The sequence below is a fragment of the Acidovorax sp. sic0104 genome, from assembly GCF_019219095.1.
In the GTDB taxonomy this organism is placed as follows: Bacteria; Pseudomonadota; Gammaproteobacteria; order Burkholderiales; family Burkholderiaceae_C; genus Acidovorax.
Genome location: NZ_JAHUWH010000001.1, coordinates 161,328 through 181,256, shown reverse-complemented (window position 1 = coordinate 181,256; position 19,929 = coordinate 161,328). Strand labels below are relative to the sequence as shown.

Genomic DNA, 19,929 nt, shown 5'->3' with positions numbered 1-19,929 from the left:
GATGTCTTGCACAGTGTTTGCAAGCCCGCCGTGAGCCGACGTCAGCGCTTCACTCCATTCTGCTCCCGGCACGTTGTCTCCAGCAGTTCCCGTATGCAGTGCAACTGCGCCGTCAGCCCAGGGGTGGCGGCAGGGAACACACCGTCCAGCGCCGCCGTCCCCACCGTCAGTCCGGCGGCGCAGCCCGCGACGGCCGCCTCGATCCGCTCCGCCCGGTCGATCGAGCCTGCAATCACCACGGGCTTGTCCACTGCCGCACACACGCGCTGGATTAGCGTCGGTACATCGCCCGCAAAGCGGTAGGCCAGCAGGTCCAGCCCATGCACTCCCTCCAGTGCCGCCATGCGCTGCGCGCTGGCCACGATGTCGGCGATGGAGCCGCCCAGCACGCTCGGGTGGCCGGTCACGGTGCCGGGGAACGGGTAGTAGCGGATGGGCGTGCCTCGCAGCAGGGGCAGCACCGCATCGGGCCGCGTGCCCCCCATGAGCACGTCCACGCCCAGCCCCACGGCGGCTCGCGCTGACGCCGTTTCGCTGGCCTCGTCCAGGCTCACCACCTCCAGGTAGCTCACGGCCCCGGCGGCTCGGATGGCATCGGCCAGCTGCTGCAGACCGGGCAGCGGCAGGCCCACGTCCTTGAAGCCGATGTGCCGCACACCAGCGGCCAGCACCTCGGGCAACAGGTCCAGGGCGTTGGCAACGGTGCGGTCCTGGCGGGTCAGCATGAAGATGAAGTCGGGGCGTGGGGCGGCAGCTGCGGGGTGGCGAGGCCGTTCCGGCGTGGGCGACGGTGCGCCGGTGACATCGGCTGCTCTGGCCTTGCTGGCTGTGCCTTCCATGGCGGCTGCGTACTGCAGCGCCTGCACCAGACTACAGGCGCTGGCCTGGCCGGTCCCGGCAATGTCAAAGGCCGTGCCGTGGTCCACCGAGGTGCGTATGAAGGGAAGGCCCAGGGTGATGTTCACCCCTTGCTCCACGCCCAGGTACTTCACCGGGATCAGGCCCTGATCGTGGTACTGCGCCACCACCACCTCAAAGTCGCCCCGGCGGGCGCGCATGAACACCGTGTCTCCGGGCCAGGGGCCGGAGGCGTCAATGCCTTCGGCGCGCGCAGCGGCAATGGCGGGCGCAATCACCTGCTGGTCCTGATCGCCAAACAGCCCGTTCTCTCCCGCGTGGGGGTTGAGTCCGGCCACCGCCACGCGCGGGTGGGTCAGGCCCAGGCCCCGGCAGGCCGCGTGGGCCAGGCGGATCGCGCGCAGCTCGTTGTCGGGGGTCACGGCGGCAATGGCGTCGCTCAGCGCCACATGGATGGACACCAGCACCACCCGCAGCTCCGGGTTGGCCAGCATCATGGCGAAGTCGCGGGTGCCGGCGCGGGCCGCCAGGATCTCGGTGTGCCCGGGGTGGGTGATGCCTGCGGCGCGCAGCGCCAGCTTGTGGATGGGGGCCGTGACGATGCCGCGCACCCGTCCCGCCAGCGCCAGGTCGATGGCCCGCTGTACATAGGCGTGGGCGGCGGCACCCGCCCGTGCATCCACCTGGCCTGGGGCCAGGTCGTGCGGCAGGGGCGGCCCGGCAGGCAGGACGGGGATGGCGCCTTGTGCCAGGGCTTCTGCCAACCCGTCGAAGCGGTCGAAGCAGTCGGCGACGGGCTGCACCGCGCAGCGTGCGCCGACGGCGCGCACGGCTTTGTGCAGCGCTGCGGTGTTGCCGATCACCATATAGGGCACGGGCGGGCGGCGGATGTCCTGCGCCAGCTTGGCGATGATCTCCGGGCCGATGCCTGCCGGGTCGCCCATCGTGATGGCGAAGGGCAGGCTGTGGTGGTGGGCGGGTAGTGCGGGGAGGGATGGGTGGGTCATGGGGTCGGTAACTCCGTGGTGGGCAGGGCGTGCAACTGCGCGATGCAGCGGCGCAAGGTGTCTGGTGGGCCAAAGCCGCCGGCCTTGGTGGCAAAAGCCAGCGTTCGTGTGGGCAACTGCAGCGCGCCGTAAGGCACACCGGGCGCCACTTCGCCCAGCAGATCGAGGTGGGTTGCCTGCAGCGCCTCGATCACACGGCGGGCCGTGTCGCCGCCGGTGGCCACCAGCCCGTCCCAATGCGCTGCGCATTGCCCGGCCAGCCACGCGAGCTGCTGGGCGGGCAGGGCCGAGAACCCGGGGTGGGGCGGTGGGGGGTGGCCGACGGGCGGGGCGCTGGTCAGGCACACGACGGGGTGTGTGGCCAGGGCCTGGGCCAAGGTGGTCCGCAGGGCCTGAAGTGATGCCGTGACCCGGCCGGGCTCGCCCAGCGCGGGCGCGAGGCACACCACGGGGATGCCTGCGCGCTGCAGTTCCTCCACCTGCCCGCCGTTGACGGGGTGCAGGCTGCCCACCACCACCAGGATGCGCTGGGGCCGCCGCAGCTGCGGTGGGCTGGTGCGGCGTGCCGGGTGCACCGGGCGTGTGGGGGCTCCGTGGGCGCGGGCGAGTGCAGCGGCCAGGCCGGGCGACCCCACCCAGAGCAGGTCTGGCCGGTACAGGCCGGTGCTGGCCACGATGGAATCCAGGTCGGCATCGGTGGCGGCGTCGTGGATGTGCAGGCGCCGCGTGGGCACGCCGTGCGGGCCGCCCATGCGGTCCACCACCACGCTGGATATGACCGGCGTGCGTGGGTCGCTGGCAAACACGGTCTGCTCCAGCGGTGTGCCGTGCAGCCACTGGCGTCCGTGTTGTGTGGTGCGCCCCGCCGCAGGGAAGGCCGGTGCCACCAGTGCCTGCTGCCGGTCCGCCCCCTCCAGGGCACCGCAGGTTTCGGCGCCCAGGTGGCCGCGCAGGGTGGAGTCGATGGTCTTGAACAGCACGGGCGTGTTCCGCAGCGCCTCTGCGGCGCAGCGGAACTCCGCCTGCGCGCGCAGGGGCGGCACAAACCGGGTGTCGAGGTCGATGGCCAGCACCTCAGCGCTGTGGTGCCCTGCCAGGGCGTCGGGGTGCAGCAGCACCCGTGCAGACCGCCCACAGGTGGCAAAGGGGGCCGCACCGTCGAGTGCGCTGGTCAGGTCGTCGGCCAGGATGGCGATCATGAATGTTTCTTTTTGCTCAATTAATTCTGGGTACTATGCTTTCAAGATAAAGATAAGAAAATCGATTCCGACGCAGGAATTGATTGAGTAAAAATCAACTGAAAAGAACGCGATGAGCCCCACGACCCCCAGGCTGCCCCACCTCTCTGCGCTGCGCGCGTTTGAAGCCACCGTGCGCCACGGCAGTGTTTCGCGCGCGGCGCGGGAGCTGCACCTGACCGATGGCGCGGTGAGCCGCGCCGTGCGCGACCTGGAGGCGGCGTTGGGTTTTGCGCTGTTTCAGCGCGTCAATCGGGCGGTGGTGCCCACGCCCACGGCACGGGGGCTGGCCGACGATGTGGGGGCCACGCTGGACCGTTTGCACTCCGCGATGGAGCGTGCGCGCCGGGCCGAGGGCGTGGGCCGGCCGCTGGTGCTGTCGTGTGAGCCCACCTTCCTCATCCGCTGGTTGATTCCCCGCCTGGCGCTGCTGCAGGCGGCGGTGGGGCCCGAGCGGGAGCTGCGGCTGGTGTCGGCCGGCGGCCCGGTGTTTTTCAGCCGCGATGGCATCGACCTGGCGATCCGCCGCAACGACTTTCCGCTAGCGCTCGATGTGGTGGCCGAGCCGTTTCTGGATGAGCGCATCGGCCCTGTGTGCCGCCCCGACCTGGCTGCGGCCTGCGCACCGCAGCACGAGGTGCTGCAGGCCGTGCTGTTGCATACAGCCTCCCGGCCCGCGGCCTGGGAGGGTTGGGCGGGGTTGGCCCACACGCGGCTGCAGGCGCTGCGGGACGTGCGGTTTGAGCATTTCTACCAGAGCCTGCAGGCGGCCGTGGCCGGTGCGGGCATCGCCATCGGCCCGGTGGCCCTGGTCGCCGATGACCTGGCCGCCGGTGTGTTGTGCGCGCCGCGCGGCTTTGTGGCGGATGGCTCCCGCTACCTGCTCATGGCCCCGGCGGGGGAGGGGGACCGGGCAGCCTTTTCCGCCGTCCTGGCCTGGCTGCGCTCGGCCTGCCAGTCGCTCCCGACCAGTCAGGCCTGAGTGCCGTTGGCAGATGGGGAGGGCGCCGCAGACGCTGCCACGGCTGCTGTTGCTGGCGGGGCTGGCGCGGTGGCGGCTTGCGGGGGCGGCTCTGGGGACTGAGGTGCCGTTGCCGGTATTGGGGGCACGCCCTGGAAGCGTCGCACCACGCGCTGGAACACCAGCGAATTGGGGATCTGTAGCCAGGCCATGTGCTCCCCTGGGGAGCCATGGTCTTCCAGTGTGGTGTACAGCAGGTTGATGTCGACCACCCGACCCTTGGCGCCCGGCTTCTCGGCGGTGTCCAGCACCTCGATGTAGTCGCCGATGCGAAACGGCCGCACCGTGAAGATCAGCAATGCGCAGAACAGGTTGGACAGCACGCTCCACGCGGCAAAGAAGGCTACCGCACCCACGGTGGCGAAGCCGGTGAATGCTGTCCACAGTACGGTGGCCGAGACTCCCATGCGCTCGAGCACCAGCAGTCCGGCACTCGCCACGATGATCCAGCGGATCAGCCCGTTCATGGGCACCACCAGTTCGTCGGGCACCTGATAGTGGGTGCTCGCACGCCGCACGATGCGGCGCAGCACGCGCTGCAGCAGCCAGGCGACGAACAGGATCAACAGGATCTGGGTGCCAGGGATGATGACCTCCAGCCAGTCCTGCACCCAGTCAGGCAGGCGGGTCTTGATCAGTTGCATTCGGGAAGCCACGGTGCGCGCGTTGCGCTCGGTGGCATCGAACGAGAAAGCGGAGAAGAGACTCAATTGCGCAGTTGCTCCACGGTGTCCATCTGCATTTCAAAACTGAAGAACCGGTTGCGCCCCTGGGCCTTGGCGGCGTACAGGGCCTGGTCGGCCCGCATGATCATGCTCTCGGCATTGGTGCTGCCGTCGGGCACGCAGGTGGTGATGCCGCCGGACAGGGTGAGTGTGCTGCCCAGTGGGGAGCCTGGGTGGGGCAGGGCGCGCACCTTGAGCAACTGGCCCAGGGCGCGGGCAAAGGTCATGGCGCCCGAGCGTGGCGTGTTGGGCAGGATCAGCGCGAACTCCTCGCCACCGTAGCGCGAAGCCACATCCCGGGGCCGCACGCACACCTCGCGCAGCAGGCGGCCCACTTCCTTCAGGCATGCATCGCCCTGTACATGGCCGCTGGCGTCGTTGAAGAGCTTGAAGTGGTCCAGGTCGCACAGCATCAGCGTGAGCGGCGTCCCATCGCGCCGCGCCGCCAGGATCTCGTTGTGCAGGATGCGGTCGAATCCACGGCGGTTGACCAGTGCGGTGAGGGCGTCCACCTCCACCATCTCGTTCAGGCGCTGGTTGGCCAGGTGCAGCTCGGCCGACATGGACACCAGCCGGCGCCGCATGTCCAGAAGGCGCCGCATGGCCCGCAGTTTGGCCATGAGCACGATGGGCTTGACCGGCTTGACGAGGTAGTCGTCGCCGCCCACCTCGATGCCGCGCCACACGTCAAGCTCATTGTCCAGGCCCGAGAGGAAGATGATTGGAGTCCAGTCGCCAGCCTCGCTCTCGCGCATCTGCTGTGCCACCCAGTAGCCATCCTTGCCCGGCAGCTTGATGTCGAGCAGCACCAGGTCCGGGCGGTGGGACTTGAACAACTGCAGCGCCGCGTTGCCCTCGGGGGCCTCAAGGATGTCCGAGACCCCGGCATGTCGCAGTTCCGCCACCAGCGCGGCGCGCACAGAGCCCTGGTCTTCGACCACCAGCACCGAAAAGCCGCTGCCCGTTGGCAGGGGCGGGGGGTAAGGCGTGCTGCTGGATGTGAATGGCACGGGGACTCCTCAGGCCTTGTGTGGCGGGGCAGGGCACGATCTTCCGGGAAGCCCGGATGCCGTGGCTCTTTCAGGATTCGCGGCGCAGTGCAGGGAAAAGGATGACGTCGCGGATGCTGGGGCTGTCCGTCAGCAGCATCATGAGGCGATCGATACCGATCCCGCAACCCCCTGTGGGGGGCATGCCGTATTCCAGCGCCCGCACGAAGTCGTGGTCGTAGAACATGGCTTCATCGTCACCGCCGTCCTTGGCGGCCACTTGCGCCTGAAAGCGTGCAGCCTGGTCTTCGGCGTCGTTCAGTTCGCTGAAGCCGTTGCCAAACTCACGGCCGGTGATGTAGAGCTCGAAGCGCTCGGTCACCTCGGGACGTTTGTCGTTGGCGCGGGCCAGGGGCGAGATTTCGGTGGGGTGCTCCATGATGAACGTGGGCATCCACAGTTTGTCTTCCACGGTCTCCTCGAAATACAGAACCTGCAGGCTGGCCAGTGATCGCGTGGACAGCTTGTCCTTTTCTTCGTTCAGGCCCAGCTTCTTCAGGGCACTGATGAGCCAGGCGGCGTCGTCCACATGGGCGCCGGCCTCGGTGTACTGGAAGATCGCTTCGCGGATGGTCAGGCGTGCAAAGGGCTGCGACAGGTCGACCGTGCGGCCTCCATAGGTCAGCTGCAGCGATCCCGTGGCCTTGAGCGCCACTTCGCGGATCAGCGTTTCGGTGAAGTCCATCAGATCCAGGTAGTTCCAGTACGCCGCATAGAACTCCATCATGGTGAACTCGGGGTTGTGGCGCACCGAGATGCCTTCGTTGCGGTAGCTGCGGTTGATCTCGAACACCCGCTCGAAGCCTCCGACGATCAGGCGCTTGAGGTACAGCTCGGGCGCGATGCGCAGGTACATCTCCTGCTCCAGCGCGTTGTGGTGCGTGACGAACGGCTTGGCATTGGCGCCGCCCGGGATGGGGTGCAGCATGGGCGTCTCGACCTCCAGGAAGCCGTGGCTCACCATGAACTCCCGCAGGCCGCTCACTGCCTTGCTGCGTGCCATGAAACGCTGGCGGGCGTGCTCGTCGGTGATCAGGTCCACGTAGCGCTGGCGGTACTTCTGCTCCTGGTCGGCCATGCCGTGGAACTTGTCGGGCAACGGGCGCAGGCTCTTGGTCAGAAGGCGCAGGCTGGTCACCTTGATCGACAGCTCGCCGGTCTTGGTCTTCATGAGGGTGCCTTCGGCGCCCACGATGTCACCCAGGTCCCAGTGCTTGAAGGCGGCGTACAGCTCTTCGCCCACGGCATCGCGGGTCACGTACAGCTGGATGCGTCCGCCCACATCACCCAGCGATCCGTCCTGCACCGTGGCAAAGCTGGCCTTGCCCATCACGCGCTTGAGCATCATGCGGCCGGCTACCGAGACGGTAACGGGCGCGGCTTCCAGCGTTTCGTTGGTGGCATCGCCGTGCTCCAGGTGCAGCTGTGCGGCCTTGTGGGCGGGCTTGAAATTGTTGGGAAAGGCAACTGCGCCGCCCTGGGCTTGTGCCTCGCGCAAGGCGCGCAGCTTTTCGCGGCGCTCGGCGATGAGCTGGTTGTCGTCCTGGGAGGGGAGTTGGTCTGACATAAGGGGCGGTCGTGCGGTGGCGTGAAACGGAGCAGAGCCAGCTCGATAGAGGCTGGGCTCGGCCAAACCTCTCATTTTATCGGCTATGTGCCGTCTTTTTGCGCCATATCCCCGCGCGGGGTGCTGCCCCACAGCGCGGCGGCGGTTCGCGCGACGATTTTGAGGTCGCCCCAGAAGGTGTGCGCGCCCGCGTAATCGGCGGCGTACCGCAATTTGACGGGAAGGATCTGCTCCACGTAGGTCCGCTCGGGGTCGCTGCTGCGGCCCAGCAGCGTGCTCTCGTCCCGGAACTCGATGGAGGCCAGGTCCGTGATGCCCGGGCGCACGCTCAGCACGGTGTCCCGCAGGTCGGCGGGGTACAGTGCCACATACCGGGGTACCTCGGGCCGCGGGCCCACGATGCTCATGTCCCCCACCAGCACGTTGATGAACTGCGGCAACTCGTCGAGTTTGGTGCGCCGCAGCCATTGGCCCGCCCGGGTGATGCGTTCGTCGGCCCCCACGGTGATGGCAGGGCCCGCTGCGTCTGCGCCGGGCCGCATGGTGCGGAACTTGTAGATGCGAAAGGACTGCCCGGCGCGCCCGACGCGCGCCTGCCTGAAGAGGATGTCGCCTGGCGAGTCAAGCCGGACCCACACGGCCACGGCCACCAGCAAAGGTGCCAGCAGCACCAGCGCCAGCGCCGAAAAAACCATGTCGAACAGGCGCTTGGGCATCACCCCAGCAATTCGTGCAAGGCAGCAATCACGCGGTCTTGATCATCATCGGCCATCGCAGTGAACAACGGGATGCTCATCATCGACTGGTACGCTGCATCGGCATGCGGGAACATCTCTGGCGACAGCTGGTAGCGGTCTCGCCAGTAGGGATGGCGATGCAGAGGGGCATAGTGCACGCTGGTGCCGATTCCGCGGTCTGACAGGGCCTGGATCACCTGATCGCGATTCAGCCGGGCTTCCGCCGTGAGGCGAATGACGTACAGATGCCAGGCATGGATGTCCCCGGCGGGGGCATTCGCTGGCAGGACCAGCGGCAGTCCCGTGAGCTGCTGGCTGTACCGTTCGGCCAGATACTGCCGCCGTTGCACAAAGCCCGGCAAGCGCGCCAACTGTTCCACGCCGATCGCGGCTGCGATGTCCGTCATGTTGTACTTGAACCCTGGGGCCACCACCTCGTAGTGCCATGCTGGGGCTTTCGATGTGAAGCGATCGAACGCGTCCCGGTCGATGCCATGCAAGCGCATCACGCGCATGCGCTTGGCCACCTCGGGGTTGCGGGTCACCGCCATGCCGCCCTCGCCGGTGGTGATGGTCTTGTTGGCATAGAAGCTGAAAACGGTCACGTCGGACTGCAACTGCCCGACCATCTGGCCCTTCCATGTGGTGGGCAGCGCGTGGGCTGCGTCTTCCACCACCTTCAGGCCGTGCTCCCGTGCGATGGCCAGGATCGTATCCATGTCGCAGGCCAGGCCTCCATAGTGCACCGGCATGATCGCCTTGGTGCGTGGCGTGATGGCGGCGCGGATCCTCTCGGGGTCGATATTGAGCGTCACCGGGTCCACGTCAACCAGCACGGGGTCCGCGCCAAGGTAGCGCACGACCTCCGCCGTCGCCGTGAAGGTCAATGTGGTGGTGATGACTTCATCGCCGGGCCCTACACCCAGGGCTTCCAGGGCCAGGTGCAGCCCTGCGGTGGCGGAGTTCACCGCCACACCCTCGAGCTCGCCTCCAAGGTAGCGCACAAACTGTTGCTCGAACTCTTTGGTTTTTGGGCCAGTGCTCAACCAGCCGGTGCGCATCGTGGCGTTGGCGGCTTCAATTTCTGCCGGACCGATATCCGGCTTTGCGAAGGGAAGGAAATTTTTCGTCATAGATTGGTTGGGCATATTATGCGCAGCGGATACAGGGCACTTTTATGGGACCGGGCGGCCAATGGGGTGGTACTCCAGGCCCAATGCCTTCATTTCAGAGGGTTCGAAGAGATTGCGGCCGTCGAAGATGACGGGCGTCTGCAAGGTGGCTGCGATGTGCTCGAAATCGGGGCTGCGGAACTCTTTCCATTCCGTCACGATGACCAGCGCCGTGGCGCCCTCAAGGGCGTCGTTGGCGCTGTCTGCAAAATGCAGGCCGTCCCTGTGGCCCAGCGCCATGCGCGCCTGTGCCATGGCGACAGGGTCGTAGGCGCAGACCTGGGCGCCGTGCTGCAGCAGCTCGTGGATGATGGCCAGGCTCGGTGCCTCGCGCATGTCGTCCGTTCCGGGCTTGAACGCCAGGCCCCACAGCGCGAACCGCAGGCCGGCCAGGTCCGGGCCGAAGCGGTCCTTGACCTTGCGCGCCAGCACCCCCTTTTGCCGTTCGTTGACGGCCTTCACTCCCTCGAGCACCTGCAGGTGGTGCCCATGGTCCGAGGCCGTCTTGAGCAGCGCGCTCACATCCTTGGGAAAGCACGAGCCGCCGTAGCCCGCGCCAGCGTACAGGAAGTGCGTGCCGATGCGCGGGTCCATCCCCATGCCGTTGCGCACGTGCTCTATGTCAACGCCCAGCGTTTCTGCCAGCAGCGCCAGTTCGTTCATGAAGCTGATGCGGGTGGCCAGCATCGCGTTGGCCGCGTACTTGGTGAACTCCGCGCTGCGCACGTCCATCACCACGAACCGGTCGCGGTTGCGCATGAAGGGGGCGTACAGCGTGTGCAGCCGGCTGGCAGCCTCGGGGTCGCTGGTGCCGACGATCACGCGGTCGGGCCGCATGAAATCCTGCACGGCAGAGCCCTCCTTGAGGAACTCGGGGTTGGACGCGATGGAGTAGGCAGGCCGGGTTGCGCGCGAGGCCAGCACCGCATCCATGGCGTGGCGAACCTTGTCCGCGGTGCCGACCGGCACGGTGCTCTTGGTGACCACCAGCTTGTACTGCGCCATGTGCTGTGCCACGGCCCGCGCGGCGGCCAGCACGTGCTGCAGGTCGGCCGATCCGTCTTCGCCTGCCGGTGTTCCCACGGCGATCATCTGGATCACGCCGTGCGCCACAGCCTGCGCGACGTCGGTGGTGAACTGAATCCGGCCGGCGTGTGCATTGCGCACCACGAGGTCCGCCAGGCCCGGCTCGTGGATGGGCATGTGGCCATCGCGCAGCGCATCGATGCGCGCGGCATCGTGGTCCATGCACACGACGTGGTTGCCCATCTCTGCCAGGCATGCTCCCGTGACAAGACCCACGTAGCCCGTGCCAATGACAGTTATCTTCATATGTGGTGCGGTGCATCCTGCAACGCATGCGAAACATGCGAGAGGCGCACGGAGGATTCAGAGGTATTCATCAAGGTTTGACCACCCATGTGAGGCGGTGGGTCCGCAGGGGGCGCAGCAGTTGCGACGCCGGTGCAATCATCCATGCAGGCAGCCGGCGCGCGATGGGCGGCGCCAGCGTCAGGCGGTACGACTGCAGGTGCGCATTCGGGAAAAGGTCTTGCAACTCCTGCAAGGGCACGCGCCGCACATCGGGGTTTCGGGGATTGTCCACCACAAAGTCGTACACCAGTACGCCCCCGCCCGGTGCCACCCAGCCCCAGACGGTTTGCGCCATCTGACGGCGGAATGCCATATCCAGCAAGGAGCTGAACAAAGTAAATGCCAACACTGCATCTTGGCTGGCGGGCGATACGTTTGCGTGAACGGCATCTTCTTCCAGCAGTGTGACGTCCTGAGGGAGAAGACTGCGTGCCAGCGCAGCGCGGGCCGGCAGCAACTCGATGCCTGTCAGGCAGCCCGGCGTGGCGCCCAGCCGAAGCAGGTCTTGCAGGTTGCCGCCGCTGCCGCAGCCTACTTCCAGCATGCGCCGATGGCCCAGACTGTGCCAACCATGGCCGGCCCAGGTGTGGACCATGGCGCGCAGGCGCTCCTGCTGGGCCTGCAGCGCGGCCGCATTGCCGTACAGGCTGTAGCGGGCTTCGTCCGTTGCTGCATCGCGCCTTCCATAGCGCGCCTTGACGGCGTCTGGTTCTTGCATCGTCATCGTGTGATCCGAGCAAAGTCGGCCGAGGGCTCGCGCGACCGCGCGATGTCCCACAGGCCCCGCCACGTGCCCAGTCCATAACCCACATGGAAGGCAGCGATGGTCGCTGGCAGCCGGGGCAGCAGGAACCAGTCGCCCGCAGCCCGGGCTGCAGCGGCGGAGGCGCCCATCAGATAGCTGAAATAGGCCAGTGCAAGGCCTGCAAAGGGGAACGCCGTCCAGGGCAGCAGCGCGATGCTGGCGCACGCGGCGGCCACGAAGATGGCTGGCACGAGCTGGCGCAGGGCGCCTGGCTGGCCGTGCTTGCGCATGACGAACGGGCGCCAGTAGCCGTACTGCCGCTGCTGCGAGAACAGGTGCCGCAGCGAGCCGCGTGGATGGTAGGTGGAGCGGATCAGCCGGCTTTGCCAGATGCGGGCGCCGGCCAGGCGCAGGCGCAGGTTGTGCTCGTCGTCCTGGTTGCGCACCAGGGCTTCGTCGAATTGGCCGAAGCGCTCGAACACGCTGCGAGGCCAGCAGCCCAGGTAGACGGTGTCGACCGTGCCCTCGAACTGCACGTCGCGCGAGCGTGCGCCCCCCACCACCCAGCGGCACTGGAAGGCCGCAGCCACCGCAGCGCCCGTGGGCCCGATGCCGCGGGCCACCCACGGGCCGCCCACGTTGTCGGCGCCCGTGCGCTCAAGGGCCTGTATGCATTGCGCAAGGTAGTCTGGCGCGAACTGGCTGTGTACGTCCAGGCGCGCAATGATCTGGCCCCTGGCCTTCGCGATGCACGCGTTCAGACCTGTGGAGACGATGCGCCCGGGGTTGTCCACCAGCACCAGGCGGGCGTCTGCGGTACAGCGCTCCTGCAGCCGCTCGCGGGTGCCGTCGTCGCTGGCACCATCGGCCACGAGGACTTCCATGCGCCAGCCCTCAGGCAGCACCTGGCGCAGGGCCGAATCGCAGAACGCATCGATGTGCTGGCGCTCGTTGCGGCAGGGCACGATGACGCTGATGAGCGGGTTCAAGTCTCGGTCCTGTGGCATGTTCACTGTGCGCCTGCAAGTTGTTGATAGAGCGCATGCACCCGGTCCATCTGGATGGCCCGGTCGCCGTCCTTGGCGATGCGCGCAGCGTTGCGCTCGCCCACAAGCCGCGCCGTGGCGTCGTTGGTGATGAGCGTTCGCAAGGTCTCCGCCAGCGCTGCGGCGTCGCCGGCATTGACCAGCCACTGCGGATCGAGCCAGTGCCGGTTGGCCTGCAAGTCGCTGGCGACGACGGCCAGTCCGCAGGCCATGCTTTCCAGCACCGCGACCGACGTGGCGTCGCTGTCAGGCACCGAGATGGAGATCCTGCAGTCGCCCAGCACGCGCGCCATGCCTGCGTCGTCCAGCCGGCCGTGCAGGTGCACGCACCCTTGCAGGCCCGCGGTGTGGACCTGCAGGCGCAACGCCGCCTCGAGGCTGCCGCCGCCCAGCAGGTGCAAGCGCAGGTCCAGGTGCGGCAGCCCCGCGCGCAACTGTCCGAAGGCGTCAACGATGGTGTCGATGCGGTAGTTGGGTTCCCAGGCGCGAAGGCTCACCAGTTGCACGGCGGGCTTGCTGTTCCAGGGCACAGGGCGAAAACGATTCAGGTCCACGCCCCAGTGGATTTCCTCGACCGGACAGGCAGGGCCGAACCGCGCCACAGCGCCCATCAGGCTGGCCGAGTCGCCGGTGATGAGGTCTGCCTTGCGCAGCGTCCAGCCTGTCAGCCAGCGCATCCACGGGCTCTTGAGCGGGGTCACCAGCAGGTCGGTGCCCCATGCCGTCATTGCCAGAGGGTGGCGGTCGCAACGTGCCGCGAGGTAGCCGTACGACGTGATGTAGTGGGCATGCACGATGTCGGGCGCCAAGTCACGCACCTGGCGCTGCGCTTCGCGCACGCGAAAGAGCCAGTCGCTGGAGCGCCGCACCGGCCGCAGCGCGCGCACCTCCACCCCGGTGACCGGCGCAGGCCGTGCCGTGATCAGAGACACCCTGTAGCCGCGCAGCAGCATCTCGCGCGCCCAGCGCTGCACGTGCGGGCTGGTTGCATCGCCGAACAGGCACAGGTGGATAGGTGCCGCGCGCTTCATGGCAGCCGTCCTGCCCATGCTTCGTAGCGCGGCACCAGTTCAGGAAACTGCGCCAGCAGTCGGGCGTCACGCTCGCGGACGTCGCCGATCTGGCGCGCCGGGGCGCCGGCCATGATGGCGAAGTCAGGCACCTCGCCGCGCACCTGCGCGTAGGCACACACCACCACTCCCTTGCCCAGGCGCGAGCCTGCCTCGATCAGGCTGTGTGGGCCGATGAAGCTGTACGCCCCTATGTGCACAGGGGCGCTGATGTAGCCGGGCTTGGCGCCATCGAACGTGGCGTAGCTGCGCCCCAGCAGGCGGATGGCGCGGTGGGAGCTGTGGGTCACGATGCTCACGAAGTTGGTCACCTGGACCCCCTCGCCGATATGCAGGCCGGCCGTGGCGTCGATGAAGTTGAACTGCCCGATGAACACGTGGTCGGACAGCTGCAGACCGTCGGCGCCTTCGATGCAGGTGCTGGGCGCTATGCGCGTATGGGCAAGCGCGCGGCCAGCCGCGTCGCGTTCGCCGAACACCATGCGGTAGAAAAGCGCCTGCCAGAGGCTGCGGCGCCAGCGGTTAAGCAGCGCTCTCATGGGGGATGTCCTTCCAGTTCGCCAGGGCCCAGAAATAGTAGCCAAAGTACGCCAGCATGCTGGCCGAAATGCCCCACCCGGCGCCGCTGAGACCGCCCAGACAGAGTCCGGGCACGAGGCCCGCAAAGAACAGACATTGTCCGGCCAGCGCCAGGCGCAGCGCCCAGGCCTGGGCTTTCCAGGCCATGGTCACCACCGCCAGCGGGGACGCGATGAAATGCAGGGCGATGTAGGGCGCCATCGCGCGGGCGAGCTCGCCGGTTTGTGTCCACTGGTCGCCGAATGCCAGATGGAAGACCTGGGGGCCGGCGAGCATCAGCACGGCCGCCAGCGGCAGCGCGATGGCCGCCAGCCCCAGCATGGCACGCCGGACGATGGCACGCGCTTGGCCATCTCCTGGGGCCTGGAGCAGGCGTGGATACAGGGTTTGCGACAAGGCCCCGCCCACCAGCGTCGCCGGAGCCTTCAGATAGCGCAATGCCAGCGCCCAGACGCCCGCAGACGCGTCACCGGTCAGGGTCGCCACAAGCACCAGCGTGAGCGTGTCTTGCAGTGCCCCTAGAAATGCGTGGGGCGTGTTGAGCAGCGGGAAGTCGCTATGCCGCCGCGCGGCGTCGGTCAGTGCCTGCCTCGGCATGCGCCACAGTGCTGCCCAGCCCCCCGCCGGTGCTGGGCGCGCCAGCAGGCACGCGGCGCCCAGCGCGGTGGCGGCAGACCCCAGCATCAGCCCCGTCGGACCCATCTTCAGCAGGCCCAGCAGCAGCTGCGCGATGGCGCCGCCCCCTTGCTGCAACAGCCTGGCCAGCGCCAGCAGCCCGAACAGCTGGGAGCGCGTGGCCCACATGGTGAGCCACTGCATGGCGCCGCCCGCCGCCACGGCCAGGGGCAGGCTCCATGCCAGCGGCAGGTCGCGCCAGAGCGCCAAGACGGCACCCACGCCAGCCGATGCTGCCGTGACGGCCATCAGGATGCGTGCGCACAGCGCCATCAGTTCGGCAGCGCCTTCATCGCTCGTCTCCAGCGGCAGCGCGAACTCGTACCTGGCACAGGCGACCACCGCGATGTTGGCGGACACCGCCCACAGCAGCGCAAACTGGCCGTAGGCCTCGGGGCTATACAGGCGCGTGAGCGCAGGCCCCAGCAGCAAGGGGATGGCGTGGGCTGCCACGCTGCCCGTGAGCAATGTCAGCGTCGCCCGCACAAGCCCTGGCTTCATGGCGCGGCCGCGGCCTCGGGTTGGTAGCCGGGCACCAGTTGCTGCAGCAGGGCCGTCATGGCGCTGCGGTCTCCCGAGTTCGCAGCGTGCTGCAAAGCGTTCAGCAGGCTGCGCAGGTCACCCCAGGGCCGGTACTCCTCGCAGGCCCGCAGGATGCGGGGATGGGCGGTGGGCAAGGGGTTGTCGCCAATCAGGAGTTCCTCGAACAGTTTTTCACCAGGGCGCAGGCCGGAGAAAACGATTTCGATATCGCCTGCAGGATGCTGCGCGTCGCGCACCGTAAGGCCCGACAGCGCCACCATGCGCTGCGCCAGGTCCAGGATCTGCAGTGGCTCGCCCATGTCGAGCAGAAACACATCGCCCCCTTCGGCCATGGCGCCGGCCTGCAGCACCAGCTGGGCGGCTTCGGCGATGGTCATGAAGTAGCGTGTGACGTCGGGGTGGGTCACCGTGATGGGCCCGCCTGCGGCGATCTGCCGGCGAAACAGCGGGATCACGCTGCCGCTCGACCCGAGCACGTTGCCAAAGCGCACCATGGAAAATCGCGTGCGGCATGTCCAGGGTGCGCCCTCCGTGCCTTCGCCGCCTCCGGCATAGCCAAAGGGGCTGTGCGTTGATGCCGCGACCGCCTGCAGCACCATCTCGGCCACGCGCTTGGTGGCGCCCATGATGTTCGTGGGCCGCACCGCCTTGTCGGTGGACACCAGCACAAAATGGCTGGCACCGTGTTCCAGGGCCACCTGCACCATGGTCAGCGTGCCGAACACGTTGTTCAGGATGCCTTCGCCCGCGTTGGCCTCCACCATGGGCACGTGCTTGTAGGCGGCGGCGTGGTAGATTGAGGCGGGGCGGTGCTGCCGGCAGATGTCCGCCATGCGATCCCGGTGTGTCACGTTCGCCAGCAGCGGCACCAGCTCGCAGCCGTGTTCTCCCTGGTGTGCCAGCGCCTGCAGTTCGTGGTGGATGCTGTAGAGCGCAAACTCGCTGTGGTCCACCAGCAGCAGTTGCCGAGGCTGCTCACGCACGATCTGCCTGCACAGTTCGCTGCCGATGCTTCCACCGGCACCAGTCACCAGCACCACGGTGCCCGAGAGGTTGCGGCCGAGCAGGCCGGGGTCGGGCGCGACGGGCTCGCGGCCGAGCAGATCTTCGATCTCCAGGTCCTGGAAGTCGGTGACCGTGACGCGGCCGCTGGCCAGGTCCGACAGGCCCGGCAAGGTGCGGATGCGCACGGGCAGGTCCCGCATGCCTTCGATGATCTCGCGGCGGCGCTGGCGCGTGGTGCTGGGCAGCGCTAGCAGGACGTCGGTGATGCCAAGCCGGTTTACCACGCCGCCAAGGGCCTGGGGTGAGTGCACGCGCACGCCGTTGATGCTGCGGCCGATCTTGCTGGCATCGTCGTCCACGAAGCCCTTGAGCAGGTACTGGCGCATGTTGCCCAGGCCTGCTGCCGTCTGCGCCCCGGCGCTCCCTGCTCCGTAGATCAACAGGCGGTACGACGCATGGCGGCTGCGGCCCGCCAGCGCCAGCCAGCCCAGAGCGCGGCTGGCACCCACCAGCAGCATGAACAGCAGCGGCTGCAAGATGCCGACGCTGCGGGGAACTCCCTCCCATTGCGCAGCCAGCAGGCATGCCAGGAGCAAGGCGCCGTAGATGGCGACGGCCTTGCCCGTGGTGATGAGCGCCGTGATGCCGGTGTAGCGGAAGATGGCCCGGTACAGCCCCAGCTTGGCAAAGATGGGAAACGCGAGCGCTGGTGCCAGTGCGTAGGCCAGCCACTGCATGCCTTGTGGCCAGTGAGGGGTTTCCAGCCGCAATGTAAAGGCCAGCCACATTGCTGCGAGCCCCAGGCACACATCCATGGCCACGACCACCAGACGCTTGGCTGCACGGGACCAGCCCAGGATGCGGCTCAGCATGGGTGCAGGAAGGGATGTCGGCGTGGGCGGATGACCGATGTCTTGCCGCTCATCATCATTGCGTGGGTGCAATGCCGGTGCGCTCCAGGACGTCGCCCACCAATTCCAGCCGCACCAGCGGGTTGTCCAGTTCCATCAGGCGCTGCTTGAGTTCCAGGGGGACCGGCAGCAACTCGCACCAGCGGTTGGCCACCCAGCCGCAGTCGTCGAGCTGGGCTGCCGTGGGGATGATGGCGGTGGGCGTTTCGGGGTCCCGCTGATGCAGGGTGTGGAGCACCTGCGCCAGGGCGGTCGAGGCCTTGTGCAGGTCTGGCGGAACGGGCACGGCCAGGTCCTGGTCGAGATGGTCCACATCGGCAATCCACAGCCCGTGCGCCAGCAGTTGCCGGTGAGTGATGCGAAAGCGCTGGCTGCCGCGGCACACCAGCGTGATCAGACCGGGCTGCGGCGTATCGATCTGCTCGATGACGGCCAGCGTGCCTACGTCGCTGAATTGCTCTTCGGGTGCGCCAGCCTGGCGCACCTCGCGTCCTTGCGTCAGGGCCACCACGCCGAAGGGCGCGCCCGCCTGCTGGCATTTGCGCACCATGTCAAGGTAGCGCACCTCGAACACGCGCAAGGCCAGCACCCCGTCCGGAAAGAGCACGGAGCCGAGCGGAAAAAGGGGCAGCGATGACAGTGTGAGAGGCTGGGTCATGAATCGGATATGACGAAGGGCAGCAGGTTCATGTCGGTTTTCAAGAGCGTTCCAGGGACAGCCGAAGATCGCGTGGAGCGGGCGGCCGATACACGTTCTTCGGCGGCTTGGATGTCACCGAAGCTGGCATCGGTATTCGCATACCGAATGCCTCGGTTCGGACTCGCGCCGTTCAATCAACAACGGCATGGCGTAGCCGGCCAGTGCAAACGTTTGCGTCGCCCTGCCCGGGTTGGCCGGTCGCGGCGGTGCTGAAGCACCATCCTTGAAACCGATGGGGGAACACCCTACGTCGCTATCATCCCATGACACAGCGTTCTTTCGGCGTCGCTGGCCTGTTTTTGTCTCATCCATGCTCTACCAGATTGCCTCTTTTTTGCTCGACGTTGTCGGTGGCCTGCTCACAGGGGCGTGCCTGTTGCGGCTGTACATGCAATGGCAGCGCATTCCGTTTTCGAACCCCGTGGGAGGGCTGGTCTTCGCGCTCACGGACTGGATCATCCTGCCGCTGCGCAAGCTGATCCCGCCCTTGGGGCGCGTGGATATGTCGAGTCTGGTGGCAGCGGTGCTGTTCCAGCTGGTGCAGTACCTGCTGCTCGCGCTGTTGCTGAGTGCCTTGGCGAGCTCGTCGTTGTGGACCTGGTTGCCGGTGCTGGCGCTCTTCGGCTTGGCGCGGGTGGCGGTGTCCGGGCTGATCGGCCTGTTGATCGTCTACGTCGTGATGTCATGGGTGCAGGCGCGCTCGCCGCTCTCGGACGTGATTGCCCGACTGTGCGAGCCGGTTTTACGCCCGGTTCGCCGCATCATTCCGCTGTTGGGCGGATTTGACCTGTCGCCCCTGGTGCTCATGGTGCTGCTGCAGGTGGTGATGATGGTGCTGGGTCACCTGCAAGGCAGCGTGATGCGCTGAGAGCTGTTGAGGGCAAAAATCGTCTCCAGTGCTTGACTGGTGAGCGCTAGCTGCTATCAAAAATGAACTGCTGAGAAATAAAAAGGGGCTGGGCGCCAAGCGCCCAGCCCCTTTTTGCTGTGCCGTGCCGAGTGGTACTGCGTGTATTACATGACGGCGTCGGCCGGCAGGCGTTGCAGCATGGCCAGACTGCTGGCTACCGTGCTGCGCAGTTCGCGGCGGTCGCAGATGAAGTCCACGGCACCCTTGGTCTGCAGGAACTCGGCGCGCTGGAAGCCTTCGGGCAAGGTCACGCGCACGGTGGACTCGATCACGCGCGGGCCGGCAAAGCCGATCAGGGCCTTGGGCTCGGCGATCACGATGTCGCCCACGAAGGCGAAGCCGGCACTCACGCCGCCCATGGTCGGGTCGGTCAGCACGCTGATGTAAGGCAGGCCTTTCTTGGCCAGGCGGGTGAGGGCTGCATTGGTCTTGGCCATCTGCATCAGCGACAGCAGGCCTTCCTGCATGCGGGCGCCGCCGGTGGCGGTAAAGCAGATGAAGGGCACCTTCTGCTCGATGGCGGTTTCCACGCCGCGCACGAAACGTTCGCCCACCACGGAGCCCATGGAGCCGCCCATGAAGTCGAACTCGAAGCACGCAGCCACCACGTTGATGCTCTTGACCGCGCCGCCCATGACGATGAGGGCGTCAGTCTCGCCCGTGTTCTCCAGGGCTTCCTTCAGGCGCTCGGGGTACTTGCGGCTGTCCTTGAACTTGAGGGCGTCCACGGGCAGCACTTCCTGGCCGATCTCGTAGCGGCCTTCGGCGTCCAGAAACGCATTCAGGCGCGCGCGGGCGCCAATGCGGTGGTGGTGGCTGCAGTGGGGGCAGACGTTCTGGTTTTGCTCCAGGTCGGTCTTGTAGAGCACCGTTTCGCAGCTCGGGCACTTGGTCCACAGGCCTTCGGGCACCTGGCGGCGCTCGGTGGGGTCGGTCTGCTGGATCTTGGAGGGCAGAAGTTTTTCGAGCCAGGACATGGTGTTCTCCTCTTCAATGG

At 67.2% G+C, this 19,929-nt stretch carries 18 protein-coding genes; 2 read left to right on the top strand and 16 right to left on the bottom strand.

Features of this window, described 5'->3' with window-relative positions; translation table 11 throughout:
* Window positions 1–41: 41 nt before the first annotated feature.
* Both pdxA and KW835_RS00850 read right to left on the bottom strand, forming a co-directional pair.
* Window positions 42–1,865, bottom strand: a complete 1,824-nt coding sequence (pdxA, locus tag KW835_RS00855) for a 4-hydroxythreonine-4-phosphate dehydrogenase PdxA (RefSeq protein ID WP_255593170.1) — start codon at window positions 1,863–1,865, stop codon at window positions 42–44.
* The gene (locus KW835_RS00850) at window positions 1,862–3,064 is read right to left on the bottom strand and encodes a four-carbon acid sugar kinase family protein (protein ID WP_218380395.1); all 1,203 of its coding nucleotides are present in this window, start codon (window positions 3,062–3,064) and stop codon (window positions 1,862–1,864) included. Before KW835_RS00850 ends, pdxA begins: the two co-directional genes overlap by 4 nt.
* A 112-nt stretch (window positions 3,065–3,176) precedes the next feature.
* Here KW835_RS00850 and KW835_RS00845 point away from each other — a divergent pair, with 112 nt between their 5' ends.
* Window positions 3,177–4,085, top strand: coding sequence for a LysR family transcriptional regulator (locus tag KW835_RS00845; protein ID WP_218380394.1), 909 nt, complete (start codon window positions 3,177–3,179; stop codon window positions 4,083–4,085).
* Here the strand turns inward: KW835_RS00845 and KW835_RS00840 are convergent.
* The 13 genes from KW835_RS00840 to KW835_RS00780 all read right to left on the bottom strand — a co-directional run bounded on the left by KW835_RS00840 (window position 4,076) and on the right by KW835_RS00780 (window position 17,980).
* Complete coding sequence (locus KW835_RS00840) at window positions 4,076–4,768, bottom strand: mechanosensitive ion channel family protein (RefSeq protein ID WP_218381015.1); 693 nt, start codon at window positions 4,766–4,768, stop codon at window positions 4,076–4,078. The two genes, KW835_RS00845 and KW835_RS00840, sit on opposite strands and share 10 nt — an antisense overlap.
* A gap of 62 nt (window positions 4,769–4,830) precedes the next feature.
* Window positions 4,831–5,859 (bottom strand): diguanylate cyclase domain-containing protein, encoded by a 1,029-nt coding sequence (locus tag KW835_RS00835; protein ID WP_218380393.1) that lies wholly within the window; start codon window positions 5,857–5,859, stop codon window positions 4,831–4,833.
* A 70-nt stretch (window positions 5,860–5,929) separates the two neighbouring features.
* Complete coding sequence (lysS, locus tag KW835_RS00830; protein ID WP_218380392.1) at window positions 5,930–7,465, bottom strand: lysine--tRNA ligase; 1,536 nt, start codon at window positions 7,463–7,465, stop codon at window positions 5,930–5,932.
* 83 nt (window positions 7,466–7,548) lie between these two features.
* Window positions 7,549–8,181, bottom strand: coding sequence for a sugar transferase (locus tag KW835_RS00825; RefSeq protein ID WP_218380391.1), 633 nt, complete (start codon window positions 8,179–8,181; stop codon window positions 7,549–7,551).
* On the bottom strand, window positions 8,181–9,335 hold the full coding sequence (locus KW835_RS00820) for a DegT/DnrJ/EryC1/StrS aminotransferase family protein (protein ID WP_218380390.1): 1,155 nt from the start codon (window positions 9,333–9,335) through the stop codon (window positions 8,181–8,183). Before KW835_RS00820 ends, KW835_RS00825 begins: the two co-directional genes overlap by 1 nt.
* Window positions 9,336–9,377: 42 nt before the next feature.
* On the bottom strand, window positions 9,378–10,706 hold the full coding sequence (locus tag KW835_RS00815; RefSeq protein ID WP_218380389.1) for a UDP-glucose/GDP-mannose dehydrogenase family protein: 1,329 nt from the start codon (window positions 10,704–10,706) through the stop codon (window positions 9,378–9,380).
* A gap of 70 nt (window positions 10,707–10,776) precedes the next feature.
* On the bottom strand, window positions 10,777–11,472 hold the full coding sequence (locus tag KW835_RS00810; protein WP_218380388.1) for a bifunctional 2-polyprenyl-6-hydroxyphenol methylase/3-demethylubiquinol 3-O-methyltransferase UbiG: 696 nt from the start codon (window positions 11,470–11,472) through the stop codon (window positions 10,777–10,779).
* Window positions 11,469–12,500: a glycosyltransferase family 2 protein gene (locus tag KW835_RS00805; RefSeq protein WP_218380387.1), complete on the bottom strand. Its 1,032-nt coding sequence runs from the start codon at window positions 12,498–12,500 to the stop codon at window positions 11,469–11,471. The genes KW835_RS00810 and KW835_RS00805 overlap by 4 nt, the downstream gene beginning before the upstream one ends.
* Window positions 12,501–12,502: 2 nt before the next feature.
* Window positions 12,503–13,570, bottom strand: a complete 1,068-nt coding sequence (locus tag KW835_RS00800; protein ID WP_218380386.1) for a glycosyltransferase — start codon at window positions 13,568–13,570, stop codon at window positions 12,503–12,505.
* Window positions 13,567–14,148 (bottom strand): acyltransferase, encoded by a 582-nt coding sequence (locus KW835_RS00795; RefSeq protein ID WP_218380385.1) that lies wholly within the window; start codon window positions 14,146–14,148, stop codon window positions 13,567–13,569. The genes KW835_RS00800 and KW835_RS00795 overlap by 4 nt, the downstream gene beginning before the upstream one ends.
* Window positions 14,132–15,364 carry a lipopolysaccharide biosynthesis protein gene (locus KW835_RS00790; RefSeq protein ID WP_218380384.1) on the bottom strand — a complete coding sequence of 411 codons (1,233 nt, stop codon included), beginning with the start codon at window positions 15,362–15,364 and terminating at the stop codon, window positions 14,132–14,134. Before KW835_RS00790 ends, KW835_RS00795 begins: the two co-directional genes overlap by 17 nt.
* Window positions 15,361–17,283, bottom strand: coding sequence for a nucleoside-diphosphate sugar epimerase/dehydratase (locus KW835_RS00785; RefSeq protein ID WP_218380383.1), 1,923 nt, complete (start codon window positions 17,281–17,283; stop codon window positions 15,361–15,363). Before KW835_RS00785 ends, KW835_RS00790 begins: the two co-directional genes overlap by 4 nt.
* 55 nt (window positions 17,284–17,338) lie before the next feature.
* Window positions 17,339–17,980 carry an LON peptidase substrate-binding domain-containing protein gene (locus KW835_RS00780; RefSeq protein ID WP_218380382.1) on the bottom strand — a complete coding sequence of 214 codons (642 nt, stop codon included), beginning with the start codon at window positions 17,978–17,980 and terminating at the stop codon, window positions 17,339–17,341.
* A gap of 352 nt (window positions 17,981–18,332) precedes the next feature.
* Here KW835_RS00780 and KW835_RS00775 point away from each other — a divergent pair, with 352 nt between their 5' ends.
* Window positions 18,333–18,890: a YggT family protein gene (locus KW835_RS00775; RefSeq protein WP_218380381.1), complete on the top strand. Its 558-nt coding sequence runs from the start codon at window positions 18,333–18,335 to the stop codon at window positions 18,888–18,890.
* Between the two features lie 146 nt (window positions 18,891–19,036).
* Here the strand turns inward: KW835_RS00775 and accD are convergent, their stop codons facing one another.
* Window positions 19,037–19,909 carry an acetyl-CoA carboxylase, carboxyltransferase subunit beta gene (gene accD, locus KW835_RS00770; RefSeq protein WP_218380380.1) on the bottom strand — a complete coding sequence of 291 codons (873 nt, stop codon included), beginning with the start codon at window positions 19,907–19,909 and terminating at the stop codon, window positions 19,037–19,039.
* Between the last annotated feature and the right edge of the window lie 20 nt (window positions 19,910–19,929).